At 66.0% G+C, this 25,492-nt stretch carries 24 protein-coding genes and 3 tRNA genes; 13 read left to right on the top strand and 14 right to left on the bottom strand.

Translation table 11 applies throughout. The features are described 5' to 3' along the window. Positions 1-24 precede the first annotated feature (24 nt). Complete coding sequence (locus RM50_RS00465) at positions 25-954, bottom strand: NADP-dependent oxidoreductase (RefSeq protein WP_043448669.1); 930 nt, start codon at positions 952-954, stop codon at positions 25-27. A gap of 154 nt (positions 955-1,108) precedes the next feature. Here RM50_RS00465 and RM50_RS00460 point away from each other — a divergent pair, with 154 nt between their 5' ends. Together RM50_RS00460 and RM50_RS00455 are read left to right on the top strand one after the other, a co-directional pair. Further along, the gene (locus tag RM50_RS00460) at positions 1,109-2,242 is read left to right on the top strand and encodes an L-talarate/galactarate dehydratase (RefSeq protein ID WP_043448666.1); all 1,134 of its coding nucleotides are present in this window, start codon (positions 1,109-1,111) and stop codon (positions 2,240-2,242) included. Positions 2,243-2,260: 18 nt separating this feature from the next. After that, entirely contained in the window at positions 2,261-2,968 is a 708-nt protein-coding gene (locus RM50_RS00455) for a FadR/GntR family transcriptional regulator (RefSeq protein ID WP_043448664.1), read from the top strand. 136 nt (positions 2,969-3,104) lie between these two features. Here the strand turns inward: RM50_RS00455 and RM50_RS00450 are convergent. After that, positions 3,105-3,187, bottom strand: a tRNA-Leu gene (locus RM50_RS00450). Positions 3,188-3,582: 395 nt separating this feature from the next. On the opposite strand from RM50_RS00450, the gene RM50_RS00445 reads away from it, so the two are divergent. Genes RM50_RS00445 through pknB form a run of 7 tightly spaced genes read left to right on the top strand, consistent with a single transcriptional unit; the run spans position 3,583 to position 13,099 of the window. Next, positions 3,583-4,320: an FhaA domain-containing protein gene (locus tag RM50_RS00445; protein ID WP_043448661.1), complete on the top strand. Its 738-nt coding sequence runs from the start codon at positions 3,583-3,585 to the stop codon at positions 4,318-4,320. Continuing rightward, positions 4,317-4,799 (top strand): FHA domain-containing protein FhaB/FipA, encoded by a 483-nt coding sequence (locus RM50_RS00440; protein ID WP_043448659.1) that lies wholly within the window; start codon positions 4,317-4,319, stop codon positions 4,797-4,799. The genes RM50_RS00445 and RM50_RS00440 overlap by 4 nt, the downstream gene beginning before the upstream one ends. Before the next feature lie 2 nt (positions 4,800-4,801). Then, positions 4,802-6,541: a PP2C family protein-serine/threonine phosphatase gene (locus tag RM50_RS00435; protein WP_043448656.1), complete on the top strand. Its 1,740-nt coding sequence runs from the start codon at positions 4,802-4,804 to the stop codon at positions 6,539-6,541. Continuing rightward, positions 6,538-7,926: an FtsW/RodA/SpoVE family cell cycle protein gene (locus RM50_RS00430; RefSeq protein ID WP_043448655.1), complete on the top strand. Its 1,389-nt coding sequence runs from the start codon at positions 6,538-6,540 to the stop codon at positions 7,924-7,926. Before RM50_RS00435 ends, RM50_RS00430 begins: the two co-directional genes overlap by 4 nt. Continuing rightward, positions 7,923-9,383: a peptidoglycan D,D-transpeptidase FtsI family protein gene (locus RM50_RS00425; protein ID WP_043448653.1), complete on the top strand. Its 1,461-nt coding sequence runs from the start codon at positions 7,923-7,925 to the stop codon at positions 9,381-9,383. The genes RM50_RS00430 and RM50_RS00425 overlap by 4 nt, the downstream gene beginning before the upstream one ends. Beyond that, positions 9,380-11,107 (top strand): serine/threonine-protein kinase, encoded by a 1,728-nt coding sequence (locus RM50_RS00420; protein ID WP_043448650.1) that lies wholly within the window; start codon positions 9,380-9,382, stop codon positions 11,105-11,107. Before RM50_RS00425 ends, RM50_RS00420 begins: the two co-directional genes overlap by 4 nt. Before the next feature lie 15 nt (positions 11,108-11,122). Next, positions 11,123-13,099: a Stk1 family PASTA domain-containing Ser/Thr kinase gene (gene pknB, locus RM50_RS00415; protein WP_043448647.1), complete on the top strand. Its 1,977-nt coding sequence runs from the start codon at positions 11,123-11,125 to the stop codon at positions 13,097-13,099. A gap of 45 nt (positions 13,100-13,144) precedes the next feature. Here pknB and RM50_RS00410 read toward each other — a convergent pair whose 3' ends face one another. The 3 genes from RM50_RS00410 to RM50_RS00400 are packed head-to-tail and all read right to left on the bottom strand — an operon-like array spanning position 13,145 to position 14,750. After that, positions 13,145-13,786 carry an aminodeoxychorismate/anthranilate synthase component II gene (locus tag RM50_RS00410; protein WP_043448645.1) on the bottom strand — a complete coding sequence of 214 codons (642 nt, stop codon included), beginning with the start codon at positions 13,784-13,786 and terminating at the stop codon, positions 13,145-13,147. Next, positions 13,783-13,953, bottom strand: coding sequence for a hypothetical protein (locus RM50_RS20795; protein WP_043448642.1), 171 nt, complete (start codon positions 13,951-13,953; stop codon positions 13,783-13,785). The genes RM50_RS00410 and RM50_RS20795 overlap by 4 nt, the downstream gene beginning before the upstream one ends. A gap of 2 nt (positions 13,954-13,955) precedes the next feature. Then, positions 13,956-14,750 (bottom strand): class E sortase, encoded by a 795-nt coding sequence (locus RM50_RS00400; protein ID WP_043448639.1) that lies wholly within the window; start codon positions 14,748-14,750, stop codon positions 13,956-13,958. A 173-nt stretch (positions 14,751-14,923) separates the two neighbouring features. Between RM50_RS00400 and RM50_RS00395 the strand changes: the two genes are divergently transcribed. Continuing rightward, positions 14,924-15,175 (top strand): cell division protein CrgA, encoded by a 252-nt coding sequence (locus RM50_RS00395; RefSeq protein WP_043448636.1) that lies wholly within the window; start codon positions 14,924-14,926, stop codon positions 15,173-15,175. A gap of 33 nt (positions 15,176-15,208) precedes the next feature. Further along, positions 15,209-15,814 carry a DNA-3-methyladenine glycosylase I gene (locus RM50_RS00390; RefSeq protein WP_043448635.1) on the top strand — a complete coding sequence of 202 codons (606 nt, stop codon included), beginning with the start codon at positions 15,209-15,211 and terminating at the stop codon, positions 15,812-15,814. 210 nt (positions 15,815-16,024) lie between these two features. Here the strand turns inward: RM50_RS00390 and RM50_RS00385 are convergent, their stop codons facing one another. The 3 genes from RM50_RS00385 to RM50_RS00375 form a co-directional block, all read right to left on the bottom strand. Next, complete coding sequence (locus RM50_RS00385) at positions 16,025-16,492, bottom strand: carboxymuconolactone decarboxylase family protein (RefSeq protein WP_043448632.1); 468 nt, start codon at positions 16,490-16,492, stop codon at positions 16,025-16,027. Positions 16,493-17,026: 534 nt separating this feature from the next. Beyond that, entirely contained in the window at positions 17,027-17,905 is an 879-nt protein-coding gene (locus tag RM50_RS00380) for a rhomboid family intramembrane serine protease (protein WP_043448629.1), read from the bottom strand. A 9-nt stretch (positions 17,906-17,914) separates the two neighbouring features. Further along, positions 17,915-18,460 (bottom strand): peptidylprolyl isomerase, encoded by a 546-nt coding sequence (locus RM50_RS00375; protein WP_043448627.1) that lies wholly within the window; start codon positions 18,458-18,460, stop codon positions 17,915-17,917. Between the two features lie 155 nt (positions 18,461-18,615). Here RM50_RS00375 and RM50_RS00370 point away from each other — a divergent pair, with 155 nt between their 5' ends. Then, positions 18,616-19,554: a hypothetical protein gene (locus RM50_RS00370; protein WP_043448623.1), complete on the top strand. Its 939-nt coding sequence runs from the start codon at positions 18,616-18,618 to the stop codon at positions 19,552-19,554. Positions 19,555-19,668: 114 nt separating this feature from the next. After that, positions 19,669-20,547, top strand: coding sequence for a glycosyltransferase (locus RM50_RS00365; RefSeq protein WP_043448620.1), 879 nt, complete (start codon positions 19,669-19,671; stop codon positions 20,545-20,547). 29 nt (positions 20,548-20,576) lie between these two features. On the opposite strand, the gene RM50_RS00360 is transcribed toward RM50_RS00365, so the two are convergent. The 6 genes from RM50_RS00360 to gyrA all read right to left on the bottom strand — a co-directional run bounded on the left by RM50_RS00360 (position 20,577) and on the right by gyrA (position 25,438). Further along, positions 20,577-21,521: a DMT family transporter gene (locus tag RM50_RS00360; protein WP_043448618.1), complete on the bottom strand. Its 945-nt coding sequence runs from the start codon at positions 21,519-21,521 to the stop codon at positions 20,577-20,579. An 82-nt stretch (positions 21,522-21,603) separates the two neighbouring features. Next, positions 21,604-21,679 (bottom strand) — tRNA-Ala (locus RM50_RS00355). 72 nt (positions 21,680-21,751) lie between these two features. Continuing rightward, positions 21,752-21,868 (bottom strand): DLW-39 family protein, encoded by a 117-nt coding sequence (locus RM50_RS21010; RefSeq protein ID WP_220034418.1) that lies wholly within the window; start codon positions 21,866-21,868, stop codon positions 21,752-21,754. Between the two features lie 71 nt (positions 21,869-21,939). Further along, positions 21,940-22,013, bottom strand: a tRNA-Ile gene (locus tag RM50_RS00350). A 97-nt stretch (positions 22,014-22,110) separates the two neighbouring features. Continuing rightward, positions 22,111-22,767 (bottom strand): DUF3566 domain-containing protein, encoded by a 657-nt coding sequence (locus RM50_RS00345; RefSeq protein WP_043448617.1) that lies wholly within the window; start codon positions 22,765-22,767, stop codon positions 22,111-22,113. Next, positions 22,760-25,438 carry a DNA gyrase subunit A gene (gene gyrA, locus RM50_RS00340; protein WP_043448615.1) on the bottom strand — a complete coding sequence of 893 codons (2,679 nt, stop codon included), beginning with the start codon at positions 25,436-25,438 and terminating at the stop codon, positions 22,760-22,762. Before gyrA ends, RM50_RS00345 begins: the two co-directional genes overlap by 8 nt. Between the last annotated feature and the right edge of the window lie 54 nt (positions 25,439-25,492).

Here is a 25,492-nt window from a genome sequence, read left to right as displayed (position 1 = left end):
GCCGTCGTCGACCGCGCCCCCTGATCAGGCGGCCTGGTCCACTGCCACCACGATCTTGCCGCGGGTATGGCCTGCCATGTTGAGGCGGAACGCGTCCGCCGCCTGGGCCAGGGGAAACACCTCGGCCACCTCAACATGCATCTTCCTGTCGTCCACCAGGTCGGCAAGCTCCTGCAGATCGGCACCGACAGGGCTGACCCACATCCACGTGCCGCCGTGTTCCTCAACGTCGCTGTCGGCAATGGAGGCGTGCCGGCCGCCGTCGGCAAGGACCGCCAGGGTGGCCTCGAGGTTGCCGCCGACGAAATCGGCCACTACCTCCACTCCGTCCGGGCGGAGGGACCTGATCCGGCCGGCAAGGCCCTCACCGTACGCGACGGGATGCGCGCCCAGGGAGCGCAGGAAATCATGGTTCTTTTCCGATGCCGTCGCGATGACATCGGCACCCATGGCCACGGCGATCTGGATACCGAGGGATCCCACGCCGCCGGCACCGCCATGGATCAGCACGGTTTCACCAGACGCCAGGCCCAGCCGGTTCAGGACCTGGTAGGCGGTCAAACCCGCCAACGGCAGCCCGGCAGAGGCGTTCCAGTCAAGGGAGGCAGGCTTCCGGGCCAGGAGCCTTTCGGGGAGGGCAATATATTCGGCAAAGCTGCCGCCGTGGACGTAGTCCTTGCGTCCATAGGCGATCACTTCGTCTCCGGGCTTGAACTGGCGCGAATCGATACCCACGGATTCCACCACGCCCGCCACGTCCCAGCCCGGGACTGCGGGGAACTGCAGGTCCATGGCCGCGTCGAGGTAGCCGGCCATGATCTTCCAGTCGACGGGGTTGACTGCCGCTGCCTTCACTTTAACCAGGACCATGCCGGGCCCAACTTTCGGCACGGGCTGCTCGGTCAGCTCAAGGACGTCGGGACTGCCATATTCGCTGTACGTCATTGCCTTCATTCCTGCATCAACAGCGTTCAGGCCCGCCCCTATTCCGCCTGGGGCAGCAGGAGTGGTGGACCGCACGGATCAAGAGCTACTTGTAATACAAGTTGAAGACTTATAACCTAAGAGGGTGGGCGAAGGAGCCCCGGTCCCGCCCCTAGGAGAATCCATGAGTACCGTCGACCTCATCCGGCACGTCAAGCTGTCCACCGCCCGCCTCCCCCTGGCAGTTCCCATCAGTGACGCCAAGGTCTTCACCGGCCGGCAGAAGGCCATGACGGAAGTGGTGTTCCTGTTCGCGGAAATCACCACCGAACTGGGCCACTCCGGGATCGGCTTCAGCTACTCCAAGCGCGCCGGCGGTCCCGCCCAGTACGCGCATGCCAAGGAGGTTGCCGAAGGCCTGATCGGCGAGGACCCGAACGACATCGCCAGGATCTACACCAAGCTCCTGTGGGCCGGCGCCTCCGTCGGCCGCTCCGGCGTCGCCACCCAGGCCCTCGCCGCCGTCGACATCGCGTTGTATGACCTCAAGGCCAAGCGTGCGGGGCTGCCGCTGGCCAAGTTCCTTGGCTCGTACCGTGACTCCGTGCGGACCTACAACACCTCCGGCGGCTTCCTGAACGCCACCCTGGACGAGGTCAAGGCACGCGCCACGCAGTCCATTGAGGAGGGCATCGGCGGCATCAAGATCAAAGTGGGCCTCCCGGACAGCAGGGAGGACCTGCGCAGAGTGGCCGGCATCCGGGAACACATCGGTCCTGACGTGCCCCTTATGGTCGACGCCAACCAGCAGTGGGACCGCGCCACCGCCCTGCGCATGGGCCGCCGGCTGGAGGATTTCGACCTCGTCTGGATCGAAGAGCCCCTCGACGCCTACGACTTCGAAGGCCATGCGCACCTCGCGCAGGTCCTGGACACACCCATTGCCACCGGCGAGATGCTCGCGTCCGTGGCCGAGCACAAGGGCCTCATCGCGGCGAACGGCTGCGACATCATCCAGCCGGACGCCCCGCGCGTGGGCGGCATCACCCAGTTCCTGCGCCTCGCCGCACTGGCGGACGAGCGCGGACTGGGCCTGGCCCCGCACTTCGCCATGGAAATCCACCTGCACCTCGCGGCCGCCTACCCCCGCGAGCCCTGGGTGGAGCATTTCGACTGGCTGGACCCGCTGTTCAACGAACGCCTCGAAACCAAGGACGGCAGGATGATCGTCCCGGACCGTCCCGGCCTTGGCGTCACCCTCAGCGACCAGGCGCGCGCCTGGACCACCGAGAGCGTGGAGTTCGGGGCCCGACCCTGACGCCGTAACCTTGGAACCATGAGCCGGAACCTCACCGCGGACCTCGCCGCCGACCTTCGCACCCGCATTGTCGACGGCGTCATCCAGCCGGGCGAGAAGCTGCCCAGCGAGAATACGCTCATCAATGATTTCGGCGTCAGCAGGACTGTGGTCCGTGCCGCGCTCACCCGGCTGCAGGCCGAGGGGCTGGTGGAAACCGAACGCGGACGCGGCAGCTTCGCCCTCACTCCCCCTGCGGACGGTCCCCCGCCAGTGCCCGGAGGCCGCCCGGTGGCCACCACCGAGGACAGGCTGCACCTGCTGGCCTTCCGGATGGGAGTGGAGACGGAAGCCGCGGCACTGGCGGCGCGGAACCACACGGAGCGGCAGTTGCGCGCGGTTACGGCGGCGCTGGATGCCTTCAGTGACAGCGCAGACCACCCCGCCCACGCCATGAAGTCGGACTTCGAGTTCCACCGGGCAGTGGCCGCCGCGTCAGGCAATCCCTTTTACTCCGACTGCCTGGCCTCACTGGGGCAAACCATGATTGCCATGCCCCGCACCCGCCTGATGACCGGCGTCGAACACTACGCCCGGGACCATTTCGACCAGGTTGTGCAGGAGCACCGGTCCATCCTGGACGCCATCGCCGACCGTGACGGGGCGGCGGCGGCCGCGGCCATGCGCACCCACCTGGCCAATTCACGACGCCGGTTCAAGGCTTCGGCGCGCCCGTCCAGCCAGTAGGAGCCGCCTCCGCCGCAGCGTTCATGGGCTTGTTCGCGTTTCAGGACCTTGCAGGCAAGGTTTTGCGGACAAGCTCCGGAATCGCCGGAAGACACAAAAGAGCCCCGGTCCTAAGACCGGGGCTCTTTCCATTGCGTGCGCGAGGGGGGATTTGAACCCCCACGCCCTTTCGGACACTGGCACCTGAAGCCAGCGCGTCTGCCGTTCCGCCACTCGCGCGCAACTTCTTTCTCTCGGCCAGTCCGGTTTCCCGTTCCGCGCCTCGTAAAAGCAGCGAGATCAAGCATAACGGACAGATGCCGCAAATTACCAATTGGCTGCCGGACGGCCCGCCGCAACCCGTCCAATCGCTTTATTGGCGGGGGTAAATCAAGGCCCGCGGGGCCTGCCGGGAGCCGCGGAAAACCGGCCCCGGGCGTGGCCCGGCGGCCTGCCCGGCCGAACTTTCGGCGCCGCCCGGCCGTTGTGGATTAAGGTCATTGGCAGGGGTGGCAAGTAGTATCGGATGTAGGAGTGGCCGCTGAAAGCTGTCAGGCCGCGCGGCGGTGAACTGTCCTGCAGGTGCTGGTCAGCAACAACTACTGCCCCGGAACCGGGGGGAAAGGAGAAGAACCATGGGTCTGCTTGACAAGGTTGAACGTGGCATTGAAAAGGCCGTCCGCGGTGTCTTCTCCACCGGTTCCAAGGCGCAGGTCGAACCGGTGGAAATCGCCAGCCGGCTCCGCCGCGAAGTGGACCACAAGGCCCTTACCGTGGCAGCCGGCCGCACGCTGGTCCCCAACGTCTTTGACGTCCAGCTCAGCGATGGCGACTTTGCCCGGGCCCAGGAATGGGGCACCCCGCTGGCGGAGGAACTCTGCGACGTGGTCATCAACCACGTCCGCAGCCAGGGTTACACCCTCCAGGGCCCCGTCCGGATTTCGTTCCGCCGGGATTCCGCGCTGCGCGCCGGTGACTTCGAGATTGCCTCGTCAACCGAAAAGTCCCAAGGCGGAGCCCCGCAGCCCAGGCCCAACGTCCCGGCGGCCCCCAGCCGGCAGCCGGTCAGGCTTCAGCCGGTGCTGGACATCGAGGGGCAGCGCTACTCCCTGAACGCCCCCTCCATCGTCCTGGGCCGGTCATCGGAAGCGGACATCCACATCGATGACACCGGCGTATCCCGGCGGCACCTGGAAATCAGGACGGCCAACGGGGTCACCAGCGCAGTGGATTTGGGTTCCACCAACGGCAGCTACGTCAACGGCCAGAAGGTTTCCGGAAGCACCGAACTTACCGACGGCTCCACCATCACGATGGGACGGACAAAGATCATTTTCCGCCTGCTTCCTGCCAACCCGGGTGGCCACGCATGAGCGACCTCACCATCACCGCACTGCGGTTTGGCTTCCTGCTGCTCCTTTGGGTCCTCATCTTCAGCATTGTCTCGGCCATGCGCCGGGACCTCATGGTGGGCCGCAAGGCCGCTGCCGGCGCCCCCACGGCCCGCCAGGTGCGGCGGAATCCCGAGCTCGCCGAGGCGCCGCCGCAACCCGTGAAGCAGCAGGCCCGGCAACTGGTGGTGGTCGAAGGACCGCTCAAGGGCAGGACCCTGCCGCTGGCCGCCAGCCCCATCCTGCTGGGCCGTGCCCAGGAAGCCACGCTGGTACTGGAGGACGATTACGCCTCGGGCCGCCACGCCAGGCTCTTCCCGCAGGGCAGCCGCTGGTTCATCGAGGACCTGGGCTCCACCAACGGCACCTACCTGGGCGACCAGCAACTTACCCGTGCCCTGCCCGTCGAGCCAGGGGTACCTGTAAGAATCGGCAAGACGGTCATTGAATTGAGGCCGTAACCGTGGCCGAGGCTGAAACCCCCGCAACCGGCTCCAGTCCGGCGCAGCGGCCCCTCATCATGCGCTTCGCCGCCCGGTCCGACGTCGGCCGGATCCGGTCCAAGAACGATGACTCCGCCTACGCCGGACGGCACCTGGCCGTCGTCGCCGACGGCATGGGCGGCCATGCCGGCGGTGACGTAGCCTCGGCCGCGACAGTCCTGGACATGATCCACCTGGACAGCCCCGAGCACGGCGACGACGCCGGGACCATCCTGGCCGACGAGATCCAGACCGCCAACTCCCTGCTGTCGGAACTGGTGCACATCAACCCGAAACTGGCAGGCATGGGCACCACCGTCACCGCCCTCCTGCTGGCTGACGGCAAGCTGCATTTCGCGCACATCGGCGACTCACGCGCGTACCGGCTGCGCGGCGGGGAATTCAAGCAGGTCAGCGTTGACCACACCTTCGTCCAGCGGCTCATCGATGAAGGCCGGCTCCGGCCCGAAGAAGCGGAAACGCACCCTCACAAGAACGTCCTCATGCGTGTCCTCGGCGATGTTGACGCCAGCCCGGAGCTTGACCTGGACACCCTCGACGCCCGGCCGGGTGACCGCTGGCTGCTGTGCTCCGACGGCCTGAACTACGTCGCCGCACACGCCGTGGAGCGGACCGTCCGCGAAACGCACAACCTGCATGAATGCGCTGACACCCTGGTCGAACTGACCCTTGAGGCCGGCTCCCCGGACAACGTCACCGTGGTCATGGTGGACATCGTGGAGGAAACGCCCGACGACGTCAGCACGGCTGCCGTCGAAATCGTTCCTCCTGTGACGGGCACCAAGCCCGCTGCCGCTGCTGACGCCACGCCGGCCACCACCGCCTCCCCCACCGTTTCCCGGGACGCCACGACATCCGGGGACGGCACCCCAACCGACCCTGAACCGGGTGAAGAAGGCAAGGATCCGGGCAAGGACGCGCAGAAACCCGCCGACAGCGAAACCGGGAGCGCAGATCCCGCCAAGGACGCAGGCGCCGCGGAGAGCGGCAGCACTGACCCGCATCTGGGGGAACACCTCTCCGCTGAGGTACTGCGCGAAGAGCTGGCTTCCCGCCCGCACGAATTGGTGGGCGCCGCGGCCGCAGCCGCGGAATCGGGCTCCATCCCCACGGTGGCCGGACGCACCGTGGCACGGCGCGCTGCGACGCTCCTGACGCACAAGGCAGAACCAGCCGGCGACGCCGATGATGCCCTGCCGCCACTGCGCCCGCGCCGCTGGCTGGCCTGGTCGGTTGCGGCCGCCGCGCTGGTAGTGGTGGCTGTTGGCCTGTGGCTCGGCTACGCCTGGACCCAGACCCGCTACTACGTGGGGGAATTCGATTCCCGCGTGGCTATTTACAACGGCGTCTCCCAGCGGCTGGGACCCATCCAGCTGTCCTCCCTTGAAGCGGTCACGGATATCCGGATGGACTCGCTGCCGCCGTTCTCGCAGCAGCGCGTGCGCCAGACGGTGCCTGCCAACGACCTTTACGATGCCCAGCGGATCGTCAAGAACCTGGAGCTTACGGGAACCACCTCCCCGGAAGAGGAGTGCCCCAAGCCTTCGGCCTCCGCCACCGCCCCGGCCCCTTCACCCAGCCAGCCGGCCGCCAGCGCGGCTGCACCGCCACCTGCCCCGGACACTGCCGCCCCTTCGCCTCAGCCCTCGGCGGCTTCCCCCACGCCCACCCCCACCATCACCTGTGAGGCGGCCAAATGAGCCAGGTAAGCAACATGCCCAAGCCCCGCCGCAACGTCGAACTCGTGTTGCTGGTACTGGCCCTGGCCGTGGGCATCGGGGCGAACATGCTGGTGGGTGTGGACCAGGAGAAGGCCTTCGACTCGGACTTCTGGTTCCAGTCCAGCCTCCTCGCGGTCGCCGCCCTGGTGTTCCACGGCGTCCTGCGTTTCCGGGCTAAATATGCAGATCCGGTAATACTTCCCATCGTGGTGGCCCTGAACGGTCTGGGCCTTGCCATGATCCACCGTCTTGACGCGCCCGGCGAGGACACCGGAAACAACCAGCTCCGCTGGACGCTGATCGCCATGGCGGTGGCCATGGCGGTGGTCTTCTTCCTGAAGGACCACCGCATCCTGCGCCGCTTCACCTTCATCTCCCTGGCGGCCAGTGCGCTGCTGCTGATCCTGCCGCTCGTTCCGGGTATCAGCGCCGGCGAGATCCTCGGTGCACGGGTGTGGATCCGGTTGGGCCCCATGACGTTCCAGCCAGGTGAAGTCGCAAAAATCACGCTGGCAATATTCTTCGCCGGGTACCTTTCCTCCAACCGCGACCTCATCCTGCTTGCGGGGCGGAAGATCGGCCCGCTGCAGTTCCCGCGGTTCAAGGACATGGGCCCGATGATCACGGCGTGGCTGGTCAGCATCGGCGTGCTGATCTTCCAGCGGGACCTCGGCTCGTCCGTCCTGTTCTTTGGCCTGTTCATCGTCATGATCTACGTGGCCACCAGCCGGATCAGCTGGGTGGTGATCGGCCTGGCCCTGATCCTGGGCGGCGGGTTCGTGGCTGCCCAGGTGTTCTCCCACGTCCAGCAAAGGGTCTACGGCTGGCTCAATGCCTTCTCCCCGGACGTTTATGAGAACGGCAGCCGGCAGGTCATCGAAGGGCTGTTCGGCATGGCCAACGGCGGCCTCGTGGGTACCGGCCTCGGCCAGGGCCGCCCGGACCTCGTCCCCTTTGCCAACAGCGACATGATCATCGCCTCCCTAGGCGAGGAACTGGGCCTGATCGGCCTGTTCGCCGTCGTCCTGATGTACTTGTTGCTGTTCACCCGCGGGTTCCGGGCCGCCCTCGGCACCCGGGACGCCTTCGGAAAGCTGCTGGCCTGTGGTCTCTCGTTCGCCATCGCCCTGCAGTGCTTTGTGGTGATCGGCGGCGTCACCCGCCTCATCCCGTTGACCGGCCTCACCACTCCCTTCCTTGCCGCCGGCGGATCGTCGCTGCTGGCCAACTGGATCATCGTGGGCCTGCTCCTGCTGATCTCGCACGCGGCCCGCGGCCCGGTGGACACCACGCCGCTGCCACCGGCCGGGGCAGCAGCGGCAACCGGCATTGACACTCCGACCGAGGCGGTGAAGCAGGCATGAACCAGGCAATCCGACATTCATGGGTGGCCGCGGTGGCCATGTTCGCGCTGCTGTTCGGCGCCATCAGCTTCGTCCAGGTAGTGGGCGCGGATGACCTGAAAACCAACCCGCTCAACCAGCGCGCCATCCTGCAGAACTACTGCAACGACCGGGGGGCCATCATCGTCGGCGGGACCCCGGTGGCCGAATCCGCGGAAACCAACTCGGAAACCTGCAAGTTCCAGCGCACCTACCCGCAGCCGGAGCTCTACGCAGGGATCACCGGGTACTTCTCCAAGAACTACGGCGCCACCGGCCTCGAACAGGCCATGGGCGCGGAACTGGCCGGAAACTCGGACCAGCTGTTCCTGGACCGGGTGGGCCAGCTCTTCCTGGGAAACCAGCCCAAGGGCGCTTCCGTGGAGCTGACCATCGACCCCCAGATCCAGCAGCTGGCATACAGCCTCATTCCGGACGGCCAGCGCGGTTCCATCGTGGTCACCAACCCCAAGACCGGCGCCATCCTGGCCATGGCGTCCAAACCGTCCTACAACCCGAACCTGGTGGCCACCCAGGACGCGGCGGCCGAAGGCGCCAACATGAACGAGCTGGTAAAGGTCCCTGGTATCAACCTGAACCAGAACGTCAGCGGTCCCACCGGCGAGCTCCTCGCGCCCGGATCGGTCTTCAAGCTGGTGGACACGGCCGCTGCCCTCGCTTCGGGTAAGTACAACAAGGACAGTGTCCTGCCCAACCCGGCGGAAATGCCGTTCGACGGCATCCAGTACAAGCTGCCCAACTATGCGGGCGGCAACTGCTACACGCGGGACACTGCCGGCTTCGCCTTTGCGCTGCAGCAGTCCTGCAACACCCCGTTCGCCAGCATCGCCCTGGACCTTGGCCGGGACGCCATCGCCGCCCAATACAAGAAGTTCGGGTTCGGCGAGGACGTGGGCGGCCTGCTGAAGCTCGGCCACGCCCAGGGCAACGGCTTCCCGGACAACCTGGACGCGCCCGGGCTGGCCCAGTCCGCGATCGGCCAGAAGGACGTCCGCGTCACGCCGCTGCAGGTCAACATGATGACGAACGCCATCGCCAACGGCGGCGTCCAGATGGCGCCCAGCCTGGTCAAGACGCTCCGTTCGCCGGACCTGCGGGTCATTGATGAGCCGCAGCCGGCACAGCTGAGGACATCCACCACCCCGGAGATCGCCAAGCAGATCACCGAATGGATGACCAGCGTGGTCACTGACGGCATTGCCAAGGGCGCGTCGGTGCCCGGCGTGCAGGTCGCGGGCAAGACCGGCACCGCCGAACTCGGAAACGGGACCAACAACTCGTGGTTTACCGGGTTCGCACCCGCTGACAACCCCAAGGTCAGCGTCACGATCGTCATGGAAGGCGTAGACATCTACGCGGGAGCAAAGCTGACCAGTCCTAATGCGAAGAAGATTTTTGAGGCGGTGTTGAATAAGTGAGGCCTACAACGGGAATCACCCTCGGCGGCAGATTCCAGCTGACCACGCGGATCGCGATTGGCGGCATGGGGGAAGTCTGGAAGGCCAAAGACCTCGTCCTGGGCCGCATCGTCGCCATCAAGGTGCTGAAGGAGGAGTACACAGGGGATCCCGGGTTCCTCCAGCGCTTCCGTGCGGAGGCCCGCCACACCGCCCTCCTGAACCACGTGGGTATTGCCAACGTCTTCGACTACGGCGAAGAGGAAGGCTCCGCCTACCTGGTCATGGAACTGGTTCCGGGCCAGCCACTGAGCAGCATCATCGAGCACGAACAGGTGCTGTCCCCGGACCGTACGCTCTCGATCATCGCGCAGACCGCCCGCGCGCTGGCCGTCGCGCACGCCCAGGGCCTGGTCCACCGGGACGTCAAGCCGGGGAACCTCCTGATCACTCCCGACGGCAGGGTCAAGGTGACCGACTTCGGCATCGCCCGCCTGGCCGACCAGGTACCGCTCACGCAGACCGGGCAGGTCATGGGAACGGCCCAGTACCTTTCACCGGAACAGGCCACCGGGCAGACGGCCACGGGTTCGTCGGATATCTATTCGCTTGGCGTGATTGGGTACGAGTGCCTTACCGGCCACCGGCCCTTCTCCGGCGAGTCCCAGATCGCCATTGCCCTGGCACAGGTCAACGACGCCCCGCCGCCCCTTCCGGACACACTGCCCGCTCCGGTGCGGGCGCTCCTGATGTCCATGCTCGCCAAGGACCCCAAGGAGCGGCCCGCCAACGCCATTAAGCTGGCCGAGGCAGCGGAAGCCATCCGCAACGGCGATATCAGTGCCGCCCGTGCCGCCGTGCCCGGGATGCTCCTGTTCGACGCCGCCACGGGCCCCATCACCGCCCCCGTTGACACAGCCACAGCACCAACCGGTGTCATCGGCCCCCAGCATGATTCCGCCCCGACTGCGACGTCTGCCCTCCCGGTGCTCGGAGCGGGAGCTGTGGGCGCGGCGGCAGGCATGGCCGCCGGCGGCGCAGGCGCGGCTGACGCGAATGTCCCGCAAGGACCGCTTGCCCGCGCGAATGCCCTTGCCGCTGAGCGGAACTGGGACCAGCAGGAGGACGAGACGTACGACGACGCCCCCTCCGACGAGCCCCGGCGCAAGGGCCGCAGCCCGTGGACGTGGCCCCTGGTGGCCCTGATCCTGTTGCTGTTGTTCGCGCTGGCAGGTTTCCTGCTGAACCAGATGGGTCTCTTCTCGCCATCCGGCAATCCCACGTCCGGAAGCACCACGAGCAGCGCACCGCCGACGTCACCGACCCCCACCCGCACCACGCCGTCCGCAACACCGACGCAGACGCAGAACACGCCCACGCCGACGCCCACCCCCACGCCCACGCAGGAGACGGTCAACGTCATTCCCGCGGCCTACCTGGGCAAGGACTACCGGCAGGTCCAGGCTTCCCTCGCCGGACTGGGGCTGCAGGTGACGGTGTTGCCGCAGGAGAGCACTTCCGCGGCACCGGGAACGGTCCTGGAACTGAACCCCACCGGTACGGTGCCGCAGGGAACGCTCATTACCGTCATCTATGCAACCGCGCCGTCGCCGGCCCCCACCACGGCGGCTCCCAAGCCGACGCCCACCACGTCGTCACCCGTAGCGGGTCCGACGCCCATCTCACCCCTGCCCACCTGTGCGGCCGGCCAGACGGCCGGAACGCCCCCGACCTGCACCCCTTAACCGCCGGGACCACCAGTGAATGAGTCACCACGCACACCGTTGCACCGGGAGGACAGCCTCCCGGTGGACAACCGGCGCGTCCTGAGCGGCCGGTACGAGCTGGGCAGCCTCATCGGGCGTGGCGGCATGGCGGATGTCTACCAAGGGACGGATACCCGCCTGGGCAGGACGGTCGCCATCAAGCTGCTCCGGCCGGACATGGCCAGGGACCCGCAGTTCCAGGCCCGGTTCAAGCGTGAAGCGCAGGCGGTGGCGGCCCTTAACCACCCCTCCATTGTGGCCATCTTCGATACCGGAGAACACCTGGTCCATGACGGCTCCGCCGAGGACGTGCGGGTGCCCTACATTGTGATGGAGTATGTCGAGGGCAAGACCCTGCGCGACCTCATCCGTGCCAAGGACATCACCATCGACCAGGCCATCGACTATTGCCTGGGCGTCCTGGGGGCCCTCGAATACAGCCACAAGGCCGGGATCGTCCACCGGGACATCAAGCCCGCCAACGTCATGTACTGCCAGGGCACCAACAGCATCAAGGTGATGGACTTCGGAATCGCACGCGCAATTGCCGACTCCTCTGCCACGATGACGCAGACCCAGGCCGTGGTGGGAACAGCCCAGTACCTGTCTCCGGAACAGGCCCGCGGGGAAACCGTCGATGCCCGCAGCGACCTCTACTCCGCTGCCTGCCTGCTCTACGAAATGCTAACGGCGCGGCCGCCCTTCATCGGTGACAGCCCGGTGTCCGTGGCCTACCAGCACGTCCGGGAAATTCCGGAGCCCGCCAGCAGCCTCAACCCGCAGGTGTCGCCGGCGCTGGACAGCGTACTGGCCAAGGCCCTGCAAAAGAACCGGGACGACAGGTTCCAGGATGCAGCAGCGTTCCGGCGCGCCCTCAGGGCGGCCAAGGCCGGTGTGCCCGTGCCAGTGGTGGCGGCCTCGGAGGCGCCCACCGATCCGAACGACCACGTGCCCCCGGCATCACCGGCAACCGAGGCGTTCGCCGCAACCGGCGCGGGCTTCGTGGATGACGCCCCCACCGGGCGCCTGGCATCCACCAGCCTCTTCCATGACGGCGGTACGGGCGTTCCGCTGGAACCTGCGGATGAACATGGGAAAGGTGGGTACGGGGCGGACAGCTACGGGACCGGCCCGCTCCCGCTCGGCCTCCCTCCGGAACGGGAGCGGACAAACGGCCAGAAGTCCCGCCGTCGTGCCTGGATTGCCACCTTGGTGATCTTCACCCTGCTGGTCCTGGCGGGCGGCGGCCTGTGGCTGTACCAGACCGTGAACCGCCCGGCGCCGGCCCCGCCCAAAGTGCAGATCCCGGCGGTGGCCTCGATGACGGAGACGGCAGCGCTGCAGGAACTGTACAACGCTGGGCTCCGGCCCAGGATCGCCCGTGCGGCGAATGACACGGTGCCCAAGGGAACGGCCATTGGAACCGATCCGGCCGCGGGCGGTTCATTGGACCCCGGTGCCGAGGTGATCCTCAACGTTTCCGACGGCCCCAGTTCCGTGAAGATCCCGGACAGCCTGCCCGGCAAGACGGAGGCCGCGGCCAGGGACATCCTTCGCCAGGCCGGTCTGGTCGGCGCGCCCTCCACCACCACCGCCAACAGCGCCACGGTACCGGCGGGGATCGTCATCACCTCCACTCCGGCGCCGGGCCAAAGCGTGGCCGTTGGCACCAGCGTGGAGCTGATCGTTTCCACCGGCAAAGTGGCTGTCCCTGAGCTGCGCGGACTCACGCGGGAGGAGGCCGAAGCAGCACTGAAGGAGCTCAGCCTGGTCCCGGCGGTGACGGAAGTGGAGAACTCGCAGGTGGAACCCGGCAGGGTCACGGATCAGGGCGACCCGGTCAACGCCGCGGTGGAGCAGGGCAAGACGGTGGCCATCGTTGTGGCCAAGGCTCCGCCGCCCCCACCGTCCCCCACCGCAACGCCGACGCCGACTGCAACTCCGACGCCGAAGCCCACAAGGAAAGACTGACGGAGGCTGGTCCGCCGGGGCGCCGGCTACCGGCTGCCTCAGGCCCTAGTGCTGGATCAGGGGGCTCAGTTTCGCTGCCCTCGCGGCGGCGCCCTTCATGCCCAACGACTCGAGCCAGTTGCCCAGCATCTGGTAGCCGCCCTCGGTGAGGACCGACTCAGGGTGGAACTGTACGCCGCAGAGCGGGGCAGTGCGGTGCTGCAGGCCCATGATCACGCCGGACGCGGTCTGCGCCGTGACCTCAAGTTCCTCGGGAATCGACTCCCGGACCGCCGCCAGCGAGTGGTACCGGGTGGCCGTGATGGGGGAGGGGAGGCCGGCGAAGACGCTGGTGCCGATGTGCTCCACCTGGGAGGTCTTCCCGTGCATCAGCTCGGGGGCGTGGGTGACCTTGCCGCCGAAGGCCTCCGCCAGCGCCTGGTGCCCCAGGCACACCCCAAACATGGGGACGCTGTTTTCACCGCACCACTTGATCAGTTCGATGCAGACGCCAGCCTCAGCAGGGTTCCCTGGGCCCGGGGAAATCAGGACACCGTCGCGGGTGCCGGCAAGTTCGATCGCCTCGGCCAGGGTGACGTCGTCATTGCGGACAACGGTGGTTTCGGCACCGAGTTCCTGGAGGTAGCCCACCAGGGTGTAGACGAAGCTGTCGTAGTTATCCACTACGAGGATCTTGGTTGTGGTCATGGCTGGTCTGTGGAACCAATCGTCGAGTCGGTGAATTGGGTGAAGTGGGACATCCAGGGGAACAGGAATTGGACCATCAATACCAGGGCAACGAAGATCAATGCCAACGAGATGACGATCCTGAGCCAGAGAGGTCCGGGAAGGTGGCGGAAGATCCAGGCGTACACGGTCAGCTCCTTCCGGTGGCTGCTGCAACCTGTGCCGCGATCTCGGCCGGCGGCCCGGCCGAGGCAGGGCGCCAACTGTCCAGCAGGGCGTAGGCGATGATGCGTTCTTCCGCCCCGAAGCGCGGGTTGCAACTGGTCATGGTCAGGTAGCTCTCGGTGGGCGTGACGCCGGGCTGTGTGGGGACCGGTTCCAGGACATCGGTGCGGGACGGCATCACGATCTGGTTGTTCCGGAACACGTAGACATAGAAGCCGTCCTTGGTCTGGACATAGATCTTGTCGCCCGGCACCAGCGTGTGGATGTTGTCCAGCACCGCGCCGTGCGTCTGGCGGTGGCCCGCGACGGCGAAGTTCCCCACTGCCCCCGGCATCGCCGTGTTGGTGTAGTGCCCCAGGCCCAGGGTGTCCAGGACGTCCTGGCTGGTGCCCTGGACGATCGGCCGGGTGTAGGTGGGCCCGAACCGGGGAATATACATGATGCCGATCGTGCCGGCGTGGCCAGGTGCGGTCCCGACGACGGGCTTGCCGAAATCTTCGCCCGCGGCCGGGGGCGCGGAGGGAACCGTCGCAGCCGGGGCTGGAGCCGCTTTGCCGAGGTCCTGGGCGAACTCCTTGATGACCTGGCTCTGCTTGGCGTCGGACTCGACGTTGGTCCACCAGAGTTGCCAGGCGACAAACAGCAGGAGGATCACGCCGGCGGTAATGAGGAGCTCGCCCAGTACCTGGATGGTGCCGCGCAGCAGGGCACGACGGGGGGCAGGCGCAGTGGCGGGCCCCACCTTCTCCTGCAATACCACGCGTTCCCCTCCGGGCGTTCGCCCTGGGCACCGGGTGCCCATCAACTGCGGCTAGAATTGGCTGCTAGTAAGAATCCAGATTTGACCAAGATCGCGCAGACCGCTGGAAATTTCCTTCTTGCAGGATACCAAGCCCGGGACGCCGAGCTTGCCCAGTCCGCCAAGGAGAGCCAGTGCCCGAGTCAAAGCCTCGCAAGAAGACTGCCAGCACCGACAAGCCGGCTGCGGCGCAGGCCTACAAGCCCAATCCCGTCTGGTTCAAGCCGGTCATGTTTGGCCTCATGATTATTGGGCTCCTCTGGATCATCACTTTCTACATCAGTGAAGGACGGTTCCCGGTCCAGGCCTGGCAGTCCTGGAACATCGTGGCCGGCTTCGGCATCGCCATCATCGGGTTCCTGATGACCACACGCTGGCGCTCCTAGCGCCCACGGAAACGCTGTTCCAAGGAGAACCCACTGACTCCCGAGACCGCCGGAGTGATCATCGGCGAGGACGGCCTGGCCCGGCCCGCCTGGGCTGCCACGGATCCGCTCATGCGGAACTATTACGACCACGAATGGGGCCTGCCTGTTACTGACGAGCAGGGACTGTACGAGCGGATCTGCCTGGAAGGTTTCCAGGCCGGCCTTTCCTGGGCCACCATCCTGCGCAAGCGGCCTGCCTTCCGGGATGCCTTCGCCGGTTTCGATCCCGATTCCGTGGCGCTGTTCACGGATGATGACGTCGAACGCCTGATGCTGGATCCCGGCATCATCCGCAACCGTCTGAAAATAGTTGCCACCATACGGAACGCCAGGGCCACGCTGGAACTGCGGAACGACGGCGGACTGGTGGACTTTGTCTGGGGCTTCCGACCCGCAAATACCCCGCGGCCCCGGCTGGTCACGGAAATCCCGACACAGTCGGCGGAGTCCATTGCATTGTCCAAGGCGCTGCGCAAACGAGGGTTCTCCTTCGTTGGTCCCACCACCATGTTCGCCCTGATGGAAGCAGTGGGCATTGTGGACACCCACCTGGTGGGAAGCCACCGCCGCGGATCCTCGGGGATCTGGCGGGACTAAGCCCAGCCCGGCAAGTTATCCCCAACTGTTGGCAAGGTTATCCACAGTGTGGAAAATCCTCCCCGGGGAACGGCCGCACCCCGCCTGCCCTGCCGGGTCACGGCTAGTCAGCTAAACCTGCGGTGCAGATGCCGGTTATTAACAGTGTGGAATACCTGTGGATAACGGGCTCCCGGACGTGGACTGACAGCAGTCGCCGTGGAGGAGGACCTAGGCGCGGTCCCGCCTGACCGGATGGTGGCTGGTGATCGATACCCTGTTGAAGGCGTTCATGGTCACCGCAAGCCAGCTGACGGCCGAAAACTCTTCCGCCGTCAGGCACTCCCGCGCCAGCCCTTCCGCATGGTCCCGGGCCTGCTGCGCCGGAAGTTCGGTGATGCTCTCAGCCAGCGCCAGCGCGGCCCTCTCCTTCTCGGTGAAAAGGGCAGTTTCCCGCCATGCGGGGAGTACCGCCAGCCGCTGGGGGCTTTCCCCCGCCTCGCCGGCACGGCGCACATGGAGGTCAAGGCAGTAGGCGCAGCCGTTGATTTGGGAGATGCGCACGTTCAGCAGTTCCAGCAGGCTGCGCCCAATGCCGGCCGTTTCCGCAGCTTCCTGCACTTTCAGGCCCAGGCTGCTGATGGCCTTCCACAGGTCAGGGTGCTGTTTGTCCAGGTAAAGGTGCTCGGTGACGCTCACGGGTGTCCCTGTCGGTAGGAGGTTCGGCGGAAAACCATCATAGGCAGGACGAAGCCGGGGCACGGGCTGTTATCCACTTACCAACATCGGAATACCCACAAGTTATCCACAGTTGTGGGTAACCTCGTGGAAATCCGGGGCTACGTGGGGCCTTGGGCCTACTCCCGCGGCGATTTTCGGCGGCCGAACTACAGGTTTGTCACTTATTAACAGTGTTCATAAGCCTGTCGATAACCGGGCAGGCACCTGGGTCAGCGGGGCCGTGGAGCGGTTTTTCGATGCACTTGTCCACAGTGTGCGCTGGACCGCGGTGCTTATCCACTTACGCACAGCAATATCCCCACAGGTTATCCACAGCTATGGAGAAACCGGGCGGCCGGTCAGAGCATTGCTGTTCAGGGGGCGGAACGGCGGGCGCGAAGCGATGAACTACAGCTGTGTAAGTTACGCACAGTGTGGATAACACCTGTGGAAAACAAAGCTGCCCCCGGCACCAAGGGTGCCGGGGGCAGCATCAGGGCTGGGAACCAGCGGCTACAGGGTTACCCTCAGCCAGGTCAGGGCGACCAGCAGCACCACCACGCCGGCCAGGCCCAGGCCCTGGAGAAGGCTTCGGCGGCGGCCGCGGGGCGCATAAGCCAGGACGGCGGCGCAGAGACCGCCGGTGATGAGCCCGCCCAGGTGGGCCTGCCAGGCGATGTGGGGGATCAGGAAGCCGATGACGCCGTTGATGGCGATCAGGATCCACAGTTGGCGGGTATCTCCGCCGCGCTGCCGTTGGACCAGCAGCATGGCACCGAACAGGCCAAAGATTGCCCCCGACGCTCCCACCAGGCCCACGAGGCCCTGTCCGGGCACCAGCAGCGGGTTCAGCAACAGATAGCCCACGGACCCGCCGACAGCGGAGATCAGGTACAGGGCGAGGAACCGGGCGCGGCCCAGCACAGGCTCAAGGGCCTGCCCGAAAATCCACAGCGTGTACATGTTGAGCAGGATGTGCAGCAGCGAGTCCGGGGAATGCAGGAAGGCGGAGGTGAGCATCCGCCACGGCTCAAAGGCACCGTACTGGGGGGCGGCAAAGACGTTGTTATAGGCGAACTGCTTGTAAACCCATTGATCGGGAATCAGCATCTGCAGCGCGTAGACAACCACGCAGGCCGCGATGATCCCGTACGTCACCACAGGTTTGCCGGTGGCAACGGCGCCGCCATAGACGGTCCGTACCTCCGGCGTCGTCCGTTGTACTTCGTTGACGCAGTCAACGCATTGGAATCCGACGGCGGCCGCCCGCTGGCAGTCCGGGCATGCCGGGCGCCCGCAGCGCTGGCAGCGGACGTAGGACGGCCGGTCCGGATGCCGGGGGCAGACCGGGACCTGGGCGGACGGCTCGGCCGACGGAATTCCGTAGCTCATGCTGGAGCGTTACAGCTGTTCGATGTCGATGCTGTTGATGGTGACGTCCTCGACCGGGCGGTCGCCCATGCCGGTGCGGACACCCTCGATCGCGTCAACGACCTTCTTGGATTCCTCGTCAGCCACTTCACCGAAGATGGTGTGCTTGCCCTGGAGCCAGTCCGTGGGAATGGTGGTGATGAAGAACTGTGAACCGTTGGTGCCCTTGCCCATCTGGATGCCGGCGTTGGCCATGGCCAGCTTGTAGGGCTGGTTGAAGCTCAGTTCGGGGTGGATCTCGTCGTCAAAGCGGTAGCCGGGGCCACCGGTTCCACGGCCCAGCGGATCGCCGGCCTGGATCATGAAGTCCTTAATGATGCGGTGGAAGATGGTTCCGTTGTAGAGCGGCGTGCCGGTCTTCTCCTCACCGGTTTCCGGGTGGGTCCACGCCTGCTCGCCAGTGGCAAGGCCAACGAAGTTCTTGACCGTCTTGGGCGCGTGGTTGCCGAAGAGGTTAACCACGATGTCGCCGAGGCTCGTGTGAATGGTTGCTTTTGCAGTTGCGATGGCAGTCATAGGCCCCATTCTCCCATGCCTGCTATGGCCGGCATTGGCTGCGGGCGCAGTTCCGCGCTGGGTGAAATCCCCCTAAAATCCGCAGAGTGAATAGCCCGTGATCATCTGGGCACGTAGGCTAGCGACAGAACCGTCACATTAATCGGGAGGTAGTTGTGAAGAAATCGGATCGTATTGCCCGTGACCTTGAGCAGTCGGTCACCAGTGCGGTGGAAAACGCCAAGGATTGGGCGGCCCCCCGGGTGGAAGCTGCCGTGGACTGGGCGGTTCCCCGCCTCCAGCACAGCCTGGACACCGCATCTCCGAAGATCCAGGAGGGTCTGAAGACCGCGGCCCACAGCCTCGCGGACGGTGTTGCCACGGTCACCCCCCGGATCCAGGACGGCCTGGCCCAGCTGGCCCCCAGGATCAACGACGTCGTGGACAACGCCTCCCCGAAGCTGCACGAAGCCCTGGACAAGGCCACGCCCGTTGTCCTGAACGCCCGTGACCGCGTTGTCGTGGAGTACCTGCCCAAGTTGTCGGACCAGATCGGCGTGGCCTCCGGTGCCGTGCACCGCACGCTGGAAAACACCCCGGCACGGGTGGATGCCGTCGCGCAGAAGCTGGGCGACGTTGGACTCATCCACGCCATCCAGGAACAGGCACAGGCAACCGGCACGCAGCTGAAGGCAGCCGCGGCGGGAGCAAGCCGGGCCGTGGATGCGCAGCTGGCACAGCCGGAGAAGCCGAAGAAGCGTGGCTGGCTGGTCTTCGGTGTGATCGCCGCTGCGGTGGCCGCCGGCGTTGCCGCCTGGAAAGCCTCCAAGCCGGTCGAGGACCCCTGGAAGACCCCCTCACCGGTCACCCCGACTCCTGCCCCCGTTCCGGCAACCACCGTCAGCGACGTCAAGGACAGCACCGCCGACGCCGCCAATAAGGGTGCAGCCGCTGCCGGATCCGCCGCAAGTGCAGCCGCCTCGACGGCCGCGGATGCAGCGGAAGCCGTGAAGGAGACGTCCGCGGACGCCGCTGAGAAGGCAAAGCACGTGGCGGAAGACTCCGCGGAAGGTGCGGACACCGCCAAGGATGAGAAGGGCACCAGCCAGGCCTAGGATTCCACCAGCACAGGGAGGGCCCCGCCGTAGGCGGGGCCCTTTTTTGTGCGCCGTGTTTTGTCCCTGGTACCGCCCGCGGCAGGACAAGGCCCTGATGCTAGATTTGAAGTGATGCCAGCCAACCAATCCTCTGGGGATACTGTGAATGACGCCGCCGCCGTAGAGCTCCGCGTGTCCATCGTGATCCCTGCGTACAACGAGGAGAGCGTCATCCGGCAGTGCCTGATAGCTGCCATCTACCAGTCCGTTCCGGCCCACGAAATCATCGTGGTGGACAACCTCTCCAAAGACCGGACCGCTGACATCGTCCGCCAGATGCAGCTGGAGTATCCGGAGAGCCCCATCATCCTCCTGAGCCAGGACCGGGAGCAGGGATTGATCCCCACCCGCAACTTCGGGCTCAACAGCGCCACCGGGGACATCCTGGGCCGCATCGACGCGGACTCCATCGTGGAACCGGACTGGGTGGAACAGGTGCAAAAGGCCTTTGCGGATCCGGCCGTCCAGGCTGCCACCGGTCCCGTGGTCTACTACGACATGCCGATGCGCCGTTTTGGCCTCAAGGCGGACGACAAGATGCGCCAGCTCATGCTGAAGCTTGCCAAGCACCAGTACCATTTCCTGTTCGGTTCCAACATGGCCCTGCGCGCCTCCGCCTGGGAAACCATCCGCTCAGAGACCTGCCGGGACGAAAAGGACGAGATGCACGAGGACATCGACCTGTCCCTGCACCTGGCCGACCACGAACTTCCCGTGCGCTACTGGCCGCAGATGGTGTCCGGCATGTCGGCACGGCGGCTGGAAGATTCGCCCCGCGACTACCGCTACTACGTGACCCGTTTCGACCGGACCTACAAGGCCCACAACGTACGGAAGATGGCCCTGAAGGCGCCCATGGTGGTTTTCTTCTCGGTGTATTTCCCAGCCAAGCTCCTTCGGGCAATCCATACCGTCAACACGGCACAGCCCGTGCGGCGGGGCGGCCAGTAGGCCAGCCCGTCCCAGGCAGTCCTTCCGGGCTAGTCCGTCCCCAGCTCCGCGAGCCGTTCCGACGGCGGCTCCTCCCCGGGCGGATGCGTCCGGCTTCCGGTCCGCCTGCGCCCGTTTCTCTGGCCCAGGACCACCACGGCGAGCCCAGCCAGGATGAGGCCGAGTCCCGCGTAGGTTCCGGCCGGCAGGGTCTCTTGCAGGAAGACGGCGGCCAGCAGCGCTGCGCCGGGGATTTCCAGCAGGATGATCATGGACACGATCAGCGGGCTCATGGTGGCCAGCAGGTGGTTGAACGCGGTGTGTCCCACGAGTTGTGCGCACACGGTGATCGCAGCGATCCCCAGCCACCCGGCGGGCTCGAACCCGGCCAGCGGCTGGCCGGCAACAAGGGCCAGCACGGCCACCAGGGCCGCGCACATCCCGTAGCACAGGGTGGTGTAGGTCCCCGTGGTCATGCTTTGCCGCGCCCTCCCACCAGCAAGTGTGTACAACCCCGCCAGTGCCCCGCCGGCCACGGCCAGCAGGTCCCCCGTAACGGCCCGCGGCGAGGTTCCCATGTCGAAACCGGTGATCGCCACTACGCCGCCGAAGGCGATCCCGAGGCCGGCCAGGACCTGCCAGCGGTGGCGGGTGCCGCGGATGAGCTGGAAAACAGCAATCCAGGCCGACTGCAGGCAAACAAGCGCTGTGGCTGCGGCCACGGAGGTGAGTTGGAGGGAGGTGATGAAGCAGGCGAAGTGCAGGGCAAGCGCGACGGCGGCCAGCAGGGACCAGCGGAATTCCCGACGGGTGATCCTGCGGAATTGGGACGGGTCCCGGACCAGGGTGGGAGAGGCCATGACCGCGGCGCCGATGGCGTTGCGCCAGAAAGCGATGGCCAGGGCACTGACGCTGGTGGCCCCAAGCGTGGCCGCGATCAGCGGCCCGGAAGATGCGACGCCCAGGACCCCCAGGGCCGCGAAGAAGAAGTTCAATCCACACCCCTGATACGGGCCCCCGGCGGAAGAGGCAAACGAAAAGTCCCGGCCAGCACACGTGCTGACCGGGACTCTCTCATGGTGGAGGCACGGGGACTCGAACCCCGAACCCCCTGCTTGCAAAGCAGGTGCGCTACCAATTGCGCCATGCCCCCATAAGAAGCAACCCGTCCATCATACCCTAGAACCAGGGAGCCTTTAACCGGCTCCCGGCGCGGGCCCCGGGGCTAGTCCACCTTGTCGGTTGACTTGCTCCAGACTGTCTTCCGGGCTTCGGATTCCTGTGCCTTGCGGTAGACCAGGACGCTTGCGATTGCCGCTGCCAATACAAGCAACTTCTTCACATGCTCCCCGTTCCGATCCGGCGGCGGGTTAAACCGTACCGAACCTCCGTTTGAAACCTGCACAGGTTCCGTGGGCGTACCAGGACTTGAACCTGGGACCTCTTCGTTATCAGCGAAGCGCTCTAACCGCCTGAGCTATACGCCCCGATCCCTCATCGGGCCGAGACATGACTTTACAGCACACCCCGGCCCGATCTCAAATCGGGCGTTTCCGCCGGCCCGGGGCCGGCGGAAACGGCCTCCTAATCGTCCGTGAGGGTAACGCCAATGCCGCCCACAAGGGTGGCAGAGATGTTGTAGAGGACTGCGGAGAGCATGGAGAGGGCCGTCAGCAGGACCACGTTGACCACGGCGATGATGGTGGCGAAGGAGGCCACCTGTCCCAGCGACGCCACCTTCTTCAGTTCAAAGCCGCCGCTTTCAGAACCGGCCAGCGTTCCGAGCAGGCTGTCCACCTGGTCGAAGATGCCGGTCAGATCGAGGACTGTCCACAGGACAATCGCCGCCACCACGGTGACGATGCCCAGCGCAACGGAGAGCAGGAACGCCATCTTCAGGACGGACCAGGGGTCCACCTTGCTGATCAGCAGCCGGGCACGCCGGACCTTGGCCTTGGGTGCGGGCTTCACCAGCCCGGGACCGCCCTGGCCGGGGCCCTGCGCCGGACGCTGGCCCGGCTGGCCGGGCTGGCCCTGGAGCGGCCGCTGGCCGGGCTGCGCCGCGCGGTCACCCTGCTGCGGACGCTGGCCGGGAACGGCAGGACGCTGTCCCGGCGCGCCTGGAGGAGCTGCCGGGCGCTGCTGCGGACGTACGGGGGCGTTCACGCGGGGTGCCGCTGAAGGCCGGTTCCCGTCGGGAACAGTACTGTTCGGCTTGGGAAATGAGTCGGAATTACTCACTCGTTACCTCCGTGTTGTCTTCGTTCGGCTCAGCGTCGCCCGAGGCGTCCTCTGACTCAACGGCCGGTGATTCTTCTGCCAATGCTGGCACGGCGGATTCCCCAGCGGTCCCGCCATCTCCAGCCAACGTTACGTCATCGCCGGCGGATTCCTCGTCCTCGAGACCGCGTTCGCTGTTGCGCGCCACCTCGATGATCCGGTCATTCTTGTCCGGCTTGGCGAAGATGACGCCCATGGTGTCACGGCCCTTCGCCGGCACCCCGGCAACGGAGGAGCGGACAACCTTGCCGCCCTCCATGACCACCAGGACTTCGTCCTCTTCCTGGACAATAAGGGCACCCACAAGGTGGCCGCGCTCCTCCTGGTACTTGCCCACCTTGATGCCAAGGCCGCCGCGGCCCTGCAGGCGGTACTCCTCCACCGCTGTGCGCTTGGCGTAGCCGCCCTCGGTCACGATGAACACGAACGAACCATCCGTGACCACGTCAGCGGCCAGCAGTTCGTCGTCTTCGCGGAACTTCATGCCGGTGACACCGGAGGTGGCCCGTCCCATGGGGCGCAGCGCGTCATCGGTGGCCGTGAAGCGGATCGACTGGCCCTTGCGGGATACCAGGAAGAGGTCGTCGGATTCCGAGACGAGCTGGGCGGAGACCAGTTCATCGCCGTCGCGCAGGTTGATGGCGATCACGCCGGCGGAGCGGTTGGTGTCATAGTCCTCCAGCCTGGTCTTCTTGACCAGTCCCCTCTTGGTGGCCAGCACCAGGTACGGGGCCTGCTGGTAGTCCCTCAGGTCCAGGACCTGGGCAATGTGTTCATCGGGCTGGAATGCCAGCAAGTTGGCGACGTGTTGTCCCTTGGCGTCGCGGCCTGCCTCCATCAGCTCGTAGGCCTTGGCCCGGTAGACGCGCCCCAGGTTGGTGAAGAACAACAGCCAGTGGTGCGTGGTGGTCACGAAGAAGTGCTCCACCACGTCGTCGCCGCGCAGCTGGGCACCCTTGATGCCCTTGCCGCCGCGCTGCTGTGACCGGTAGTTGTCGCTGCGGGTGCGCTTGACGTAGCCGCCGCGGGTGATGGTGACCACCATCTCCTCTTCGGGGATGAGGTCTTCCATGGACATGTCGCCGTCGTAGCCCATAAGGATGCGGGTGCGCCGGTCGTCGCCGTGCTTTTCCACGATCTCGCCCAGCTCGGAGCTGATGATTCCGCGCTGGCGCTCCTCGGAGCCGAGAATTTCCTTGTACTCGGTGATCAGGGCTTCGAGTTCTGCGTGCTTTTCCTGGATCCGCTGGCGTTCCAGCGCGGCCAGGCGGCGCAGCTGCATGTCGAGGATGGCCCGTGCCTGGATTTCATCGATATCCAGCAGTTCCATCAGCCCGTCGCGCGCGGCCTCGGTGGTGCTGGAGGCCCGGATGAGCGCGATGACCTCGTCCAGCATGTCCAGGGCCTTCAGGAGGGCCCGCAGGATGTGGGCTTCTTCCTCGGCCTTGCGCAGGCGGTACCGGGTGCGGCGGGCGATGACGTCCATCTGGTGCGTCACCCAGTGGCGGATAAAGGCGTCCAGGCTCAGCGTCCGGGGCACACCGTCCACGATGGCCAGCATGTTCGCCGAGAAGTTGCTCTGCAGTTCGGTGTGCTTGTAGAGGTTGTTGAGGACCACCTTCGGGACGGCATCGCGCTTGAGCACGATGACCAGTCGCTGGCCCGTGCGGCCTGAGGTCTCGTCGCGGAGGTCGGCAATGCCCTGGATCTTGCCGTCCTTGACCAGTTCGGCGATCTTGATGGCCAGGTTGTCCGGGTTGGCCTGGTACGGAAGCTCCGTGACCACCAGGCAGGTGCGGCCCTGCAGCTCCTCCACGGCAACCACTGCGCGCATGGTGACGGAGCCGCGGCCGGTCCGGTAGGCGTCCTCGATGCCCTTGTGGCCCAGGATGGTGGCACCGGTGGGGAAATCGGGTCCCTTGATCCGCACCAGCAGTTCCTCGAGCAGTTCCTCGCGGCTGGCGCCCGGGTTGGCCAGGTACCACTGGACGCCGTCGGCCACTTCCCGCAGGTTGTGCGGCGGGATGTTGGTGGCCATGCCCACGGCGATGCCGGAGGAGCCGTTGACCAGCAGGTTGGGGAACCGGGACGGCAGGATGGTGGGTTCCTGGTTCTTGCCGTCGTAGTTGTCCTGGAAATCGACTGTTTCCTCGTCGATGTCGCGGACCATTTCCATGGCCAGGGGGGCCATCTTGGTTTCGGTGTACCGGGGCGCAGCCGCGCCGTCGTTGCCCGGTGAACCGAAGTTGCCCTGGCCGAGCGCCAGGGGGTAGCGCATGGTCCAGTCCTGGATCAGGCGCACCAGGGCGTCGTAGATCGCGGTATCGCCGTGCGGATGGTACTGGCCCATGACCTCGCCCACCACGCGGGCACACTTGTTGAAGGAACGGTCGGGGCGGTAGCCGCCGTCGAACATCGCGTACAGCACCCGGCGGTGGACGGGCTTGAGGCCGTCCCGGACGTCGGGGAGTGCGCGGCCGACGATGACGGCCATGGCGTAGTCCAGGTAGGAGCGCTGCATTTCCGTCTGCAGGTCCACTTGTTCGACGCGGTCGATCAGCACATCGCCCTCAAGAACGATGTCCGGAGTTCCTTCCTCAGGAGCGGAATTCTCGGGTGTTTCGTCGCTCATTCTTTATTTTCCGTTTCAGGTATATGTCTGGTTCCGAATACTTTGGAGCGGGTC

The sequence above is a fragment of the Pseudarthrobacter phenanthrenivorans genome (assembly GCF_000813845.1).
Lineage (GTDB): Bacteria > Actinomycetota > Actinomycetes > Actinomycetales > Micrococcaceae > Arthrobacter > Arthrobacter phenanthrenivorans_B.
The sequence above is the reverse complement of the archived record's forward strand: the minus strand, read 5'-3'. Positions and strand labels throughout refer to the sequence as shown.